This window comes from Kocuria dechangensis (assembly GCF_014636775.1).
GTDB classification, from domain to species: domain Bacteria; phylum Actinomycetota; class Actinomycetes; order Actinomycetales; family Micrococcaceae; genus Kocuria; species Kocuria dechangensis.
Genome location: NZ_BMEQ01000057.1, coordinates 1 through 5,390, shown reverse-complemented (window position 1 = coordinate 5,390; position 5,390 = coordinate 1). Strand labels below are relative to the sequence as shown.

Annotated in this window: 7 protein-coding genes; 5 read left to right on the top strand and 2 right to left on the bottom strand. The window is 70.7% G+C overall.

Annotation, left to right across the window (positions count from 1 at the left end; genetic code table 11):
- Positions 1-161 (bottom strand): IS110 family transposase (locus IEW07_RS20475; protein ID WP_188540612.1); only part of this gene is annotated, 161 nt, incomplete at its 3' end.
- On the opposite strand from IEW07_RS20475, the gene IEW07_RS21580 reads away from it, so the two are divergent.
- The 3 genes from IEW07_RS21580 to IEW07_RS20465 all read left to right on the top strand — a co-directional run bounded on the left by IEW07_RS21580 (position 160) and on the right by IEW07_RS20465 (position 2,393).
- Positions 160-282 carry a hypothetical protein gene (locus IEW07_RS21580; RefSeq protein WP_268235560.1) on the top strand — a complete coding sequence of 41 codons (123 nt, stop codon included), beginning with the start codon at positions 160-162 and terminating at the stop codon, positions 280-282. The two genes, IEW07_RS20475 and IEW07_RS21580, sit on opposite strands and share 2 nt — an antisense overlap.
- Positions 283-1,035: 753 nt before the next feature.
- Complete coding sequence (locus tag IEW07_RS20470) at positions 1,036-1,695, top strand: low molecular weight phosphatase family protein (RefSeq protein ID WP_188540610.1); 660 nt, start codon at positions 1,036-1,038, stop codon at positions 1,693-1,695.
- A gap of 65 nt (positions 1,696-1,760) precedes the next feature.
- On the top strand, positions 1,761-2,393 hold the full coding sequence (locus IEW07_RS20465) for an arsenate-mycothiol transferase ArsC (RefSeq protein ID WP_229742025.1): 633 nt from the start codon (positions 1,761-1,763) through the stop codon (positions 2,391-2,393).
- Positions 2,394-2,450: 57 nt separating this feature from the next.
- Here the strand turns inward: IEW07_RS20465 and IEW07_RS20460 are convergent, their stop codons facing one another.
- Positions 2,451-2,840, bottom strand: a complete 390-nt coding sequence (locus IEW07_RS20460; protein ID WP_188540606.1) for a hypothetical protein — start codon at positions 2,838-2,840, stop codon at positions 2,451-2,453.
- Positions 2,841-3,069: 229 nt separating this feature from the next.
- On the opposite strand from IEW07_RS20460, the gene IEW07_RS20455 reads away from it, so the two are divergent.
- Both IEW07_RS20455 and IEW07_RS20450 read left to right on the top strand, forming a co-directional pair.
- Positions 3,070-4,704, top strand: coding sequence for a CYTH and CHAD domain-containing protein (locus IEW07_RS20455; RefSeq protein WP_188540604.1), 1,635 nt, complete (start codon positions 3,070-3,072; stop codon positions 4,702-4,704).
- Positions 4,705-4,825: 121 nt separating this feature from the next.
- Positions 4,826-5,390, top strand: a 565-nt coding sequence (locus tag IEW07_RS20450) for a polyphosphate kinase 2 family protein (RefSeq protein ID WP_503826682.1), incomplete at its 3' end; no start/stop codon positions are given.

Here is a 5,390-nt window from a genome sequence, read left to right as displayed (position 1 = left end):
GCTGCGGCCAGCTCCTGAAGGATCGAGCGCAACCGTGCCTCGTCGTTGGGCAGCGCCTTGTCGTAGATGGTTTTCCCGGCGGCCGTCACGGCCACGGCGTGGTGGTCGGACTTGCCGACGTCCAGGCCGACGAACACCGCCGGTAGTGGTTGCTCTGACATGACCGAGTCCCTTCTCCTGCACCGGCATCTGCGCGTGCTGGCCGGCCGGGTGGTGGTCACGCTCGGCATCCACGTTACGAAGGTCCTCGAAGAAGATCCCGCCTCTATTAGCGATCCGTGACCACCGGACCGGTTGCCGGTGACAACACCGCCTTCGATCATGGGCGACTGGGGGCAACGATCATGCCGGCAACCGGCCGGTCAGCACCCCTCCATCCTGGAGGATGAACGGGCCACGAAGAAGGTAACGGGGCATCTGGCACTGGAGGCCCGGGGGGTCACCACCGATCCTGCGCATCTCAGGGCGGGGAAGGTGTCGTGCGTGGGCTCAGCGGTGATCCCACACTCCCTGGTGCTGCGGCACACCGCGTCACCGGTCTGCGGGGTCCAGCGCGCCAGGATGAGGCGTGATTCATGATCACGAAGCGGCTCCAGCGCCGGCCCCTCTGCCCAGGTCGTAGCACCGCCCATCAATCCCGGCCCCGCTCCGTGGCGCCGGTGCCGGTCGTGGTGCGGGAAGGAGCCTCGGGCGAGGTGGTGTTGGCCCAGTGCTGGCCCCCCTCCTGGCACCGCCGTAAGGAGAGGCGCTGTGATCCAGGACACCTTGCGTCCATCCGCTGGTCACCTGGAGGTCACCGGAGGGTCGCAGACTGTGTCCGTGCCGGCACGAGGCCAGCGCCAGGACAGGAGTCATCGGGGCTACGACACCGGTGCCCATCATGGACCTGGTCAGGCCGTCCCGGGCAACCGGATTGTGGCGGATCGCCGCGAGGTGCTGGCACACCACGACCATGTCCCACGATCAGCTCCGCATGGTGGGGTTGACGTGGGGGCAGGGTGAACGGCCGGTGGGCGGCCACCACAGGGGGATGTCATGACGGAGCAGCAAATCGATTTGCGGGACCCGCGGGTGTTGCACCGGGCCGCCGAGCACCTCACGGAGCGCTATGCCGGGGTGTTCTTCCCCGAACTGGTGCAGCGGTGCCTCATCGACTGTCACACCGACCTGGCCCGCAGGGCGAGACTCCAGTCCTATCTCATGCCCATGGCTCTCCATGATGCCGCCGACCGGTTGCGGGCCCTGGCCCAGGACAAGGGCAGCAGGCGGGAGCGGGTGTGCCAGGTGCTGTTCGTGGAAGACCACGACACCGGCCCCGCCGCGGTGGCCGCGGCCCTGCTGGCCACCTACGCAGGGATCGCGGTGGTGACCCGCTCGGCCGGGACCACCCCGGGCACCACCTTGGACCCGGCCGCGGTGCAGGTGCTGGCCGGGCTCGGGGTGGATCCGGCCGCGGTGGCCCCGAAGCCGCTCACCGACTCCCTCCTGGCCGCCGCCGACTGGGTCATCGTCTTCGGCGCCCCCGACGTGGGGCCGCTGGAAAGCGGCACCCGCTGTCAGCACTGGCCGGTGGACGGGGCGCCGGGTACCGACCCGGGCCCGGGGTTCGTGGCCGATCTCCAGAGCCGGGTCCAGGCCCTGTGGCTGGAGATCACCGCCGGCACCGCGACCGGCCCTGCCGCGCAGCTGCCATGAACGAACCCACCGATCCCAAAAACCCGACCGGGTCGACGGAGTCGGCGCAGCCCCTGGACACCCGTGTGCTGACGCGCACCGCCGAGCACCTGGCCGACCGTTACGCCGGGGTGTTCTCTCCGGATCTGGTGGAACGGATGGTCTTCGAGTCCTACGCCGCCCTGTCCCGCACCGCACGGGTGCGCACGCACCTGGCGGGACTGGCCGGGCACTTCGCCGCCGACCGGCTGGCAGCCCTGGCCCACACCCGGAACGCAGGCGCCGGCCCACAGCAGTACGCGGTGCCGCAGGTGCTGTTCCTCGGGGAGCACGACACCGGCCGCGCCCAGATCGCCGCGGCCCTGCTGGCCGATCACGCCGGGGAGACGATCACGGTCCGCTCGGCGGGCCTGCTGCCCGGGGCCGCACTGGAACCACTGGTCGTGGCCGCCCTGGCCGAGCGCGGCATCGGCACCGAGGACCTGTACCCCAAACCGGTCACCGAGGACGTGGTGGCCGGGGCGGACTGGGTCATCACCTTCGGCACCCTCCACGGCATCCCGGTGCCGGCCGGAGCCACCCACCAGGACTGGGACGTCGAGGGCGTGCTCGAGGCAGACCCCGACATGGTGCACGCTGTCGTCGAAGAGCTCGAGAACCGGGTCCAGGCCCTGTACGAGCAGATCCGCGCCCGCCCACCGGCACATCTGCGGGGGTAGCTCCCCGGCTGGATGCACCCTCACTCACCCTGGGCAGGGACAACAGGCGTGGTGAGCTCAGGAACCGGCGAGGGCGACCACCACCAGAGTCACCGCTCCTAGGGTCCCGACGAGGGCCGGAGCCCGCGTCGGTCCCACCGGTGGCACGGTCCGCCCCACCTCGGCCAGGTCGTCCAAGCGCCGTTTCTCCAGGACGTGGTCGACCTGGGCGAAGGCCCACTCCAGGTCCGCCAGCTTCTGGGAGCTCCAGGTGGGCCGGGCCGCGCACCGGGTGTAGATCCGCTCGTAGCTCATCCGCACCTCCGCCCCCAGGCTCGCGTGGTAGGCCTGGATCCGGCGCAGCCGCACCGCCGTCCGCCACCGGCGCACCCACTGGATCCCCCACCAGGCCACTGCGATGGCCACCGCTGCTGCCCCGACCCCGCCCAGCATCGACGTTGCGGCCATGACCCTGCCCCTCGTCTGTGAAATGGCATGCATCCGAAGCGTAGCCAGGTCTCCACTCCATGGCCCCGGTGCCACCGGGGATCGTGTCCCAGCTGTGACGTGCTCCGATGGCCCGCCCAGGGTCTGGTCACCCCGCCGCCCAGCCTATGAGGTACGTCACTTTGGGGGCGTATCATCGTCCCGACTCCGGCGGGTGTCGCCGCCGCATTCCAGCTTCCAGGAGGACGCCATGGCCGTGACCGCCCAGCGTGAGATCGAGCGCAAGTACGAGCTCCCCGAGGGGTCCCAGGACCGCGTCGACTGGAGCGTGCTGCAGGGATACACGGTGATGGACGCGGCGGTCGAGCACCGGATGGAGGCCGTCTACTACGACACCGCCGAGATGACCCTGGACCGTCACCACGTTGCGCTGCGCCGGCGCCGAGGTGGAGCCGATGACGGGTGGCACGTGAAGCTGCGCGAGGCGGACGGGCGCTACGAGGCCCACATCCCCCTGCTGGAGAAGTCGCCGGAGCGGATGCCGGCGGCGGTGCGGCACCTGGTGGAAGGACTCACCGGTGGCCAGCCGCTGGAGCCGATCGCGACCCTGGCCACCACCCGGCGGGTGCTCACCGTCGCCGAGGACTCGGGGGCCCCGGTCGCGGAGATCGCCATCGACGACGTGGCGGCCGTGGACGAACGCCACGGCAGCCGGCGGGTGTGGTCGGAGTGGGAGGTGGAGCTCACCGACGGCACCGTGGCCGGGCAGCAGCAGGAGCGGATCTTCACCGCCCTCGAACAAGCCCTGTTCGCCGCCGGGGGCACGCCCTCGGCCTCGAGCGCGAAGATCGCCCGCGCCATCGGCGCTGAGGACAGCATCGCCGGGGACGACGAGGTGCCCGTCCCTGCAGATCCGGAGACGGCGAAAACCACCGGCACGAAGGCCGGGACGAAGGGAGGGAAGAAGGGCCGGAAAAAGGCCACCGGGGCCGATGTGCTGGTCACGGTGCTGGGGCAGCTGGCCGAGCAGCTGATGCTGTGGGACCTCAAGGTGCGCCTGGATGTGCCCGATGCGGTGCACCAGATGCGGGTGACCTCCCGGTCGTTGCGCAGCATGCTGAAGGCCGCCGCTCCGCTCTTCGACGGCGAGGCCGCCGCGCAGCTGGACGGGCGGCTGCGGGAGCTGGCCCGGTCGCTGTCACCGGCCCGGGACGCGGAAGTCACCGCCGAACTGCTGCCGCAGAGGGTTCAGGCCCTGGACGGTCGGCTGGACCCGGGCGCCATCCAGGTGCTGCAGCGCACCGCCGAGGAGCAGGCCGCAGCAGCGGCGGCCACCGTGCGCCGTCACCTGCAGGACAAGGCGCACCTACAGCTGCTGGCCGACGTCCAGGCGTTCGCCGCCGACCCGCCCCTGGCCCCGCAGTGCGAGAAGCTTACGTCGCGCAAGGCCTCCACCAAGATGCTGCGCCGGGCCCTGCGCAAGGTCCAGCGGGTCGGGGACCGCGGGGTCGAGGCCGAGGACTCCGGTGCCGAGGCCGATCCGGCCCACCGGCTGGAGCACCTCCATCAGGTGCGCAAGGACGTCAAGCGGGTCCGCTACGTCAACACCGTCCTGAAAGACTCCGGGTTCACCCCCGGCAAGGCCGTCCGGCACGCCGCCGCCGACGCCAAGCAGTATCAGCAGGTTCTGGGCGAGATCATGGACGCCGGGGTCGTCGCCGGGTGGCTGGGCCGCACCGCGGAAGCCTTCAAGGGCACCGGGCAGGACCGCTATGCGGTGGGGGTGTTGCACGGGGCGGAGCTGGTCGCGGTGCGCACCGGGATCGAGGACGGCCACGAGGTCGTGACCGAGCTGCTGGCCCGGCTGCGCACCGACCTGTCCTGATCACCGACACGAATCCGGCCGTGGGCACGGCCCCGTGTGGGCGTGTTCATCGGCTATCCACTGTGGCCGCCTACACTGACGCATCAGAGAACCCTGGACAAACCCAGCAGGAGGATCACCGATGCCGGAGGCCAGGAGGCTGTGGGTGCCCGAGGACCAGTGGGCGGTGCGGGAGAACCTGCGGGAGTTCATCGACCACCTCACCGAGCAGGGCTACACGGTCCGCGACGGGCACTCCCACGATCCCGACCTCATCGACCCGGGCGGGTCCGCCGTGGAGACCTGGCGGGAGGACTACCCCTACGACGAGCTCCTGGGTCGGGAGGCCTACGAGCTGGAAAAGTACCAGCTGCAGATCGAGCTGCTGAAGTTTCAGTACTGGGGCCAGGACCACGACCTGCGCCACGTGATCGTCTTCGAGGGCCGCGACGCCGCCGGCAAGGGCGGGACCATCCACCGCTTCACCGAGCACCTCAACCCCCGGGCAGCCCGGGTGGTGGCCCTGACCCGGCCCTCGGACCGGGAGGCCGGCCAGTGGTACTTCCAGCGCTACATCGCCCACCTGCCCACGGCCGGGGAGATCGTGATGTTCGACCGCTCCTGGTACAACCGGGCAGTGGTCGAACGCGTCATGGGCTTCTGCACCGACGCGCAGTACCTCACGTTCATGGAGCAGGCCCCGGTGT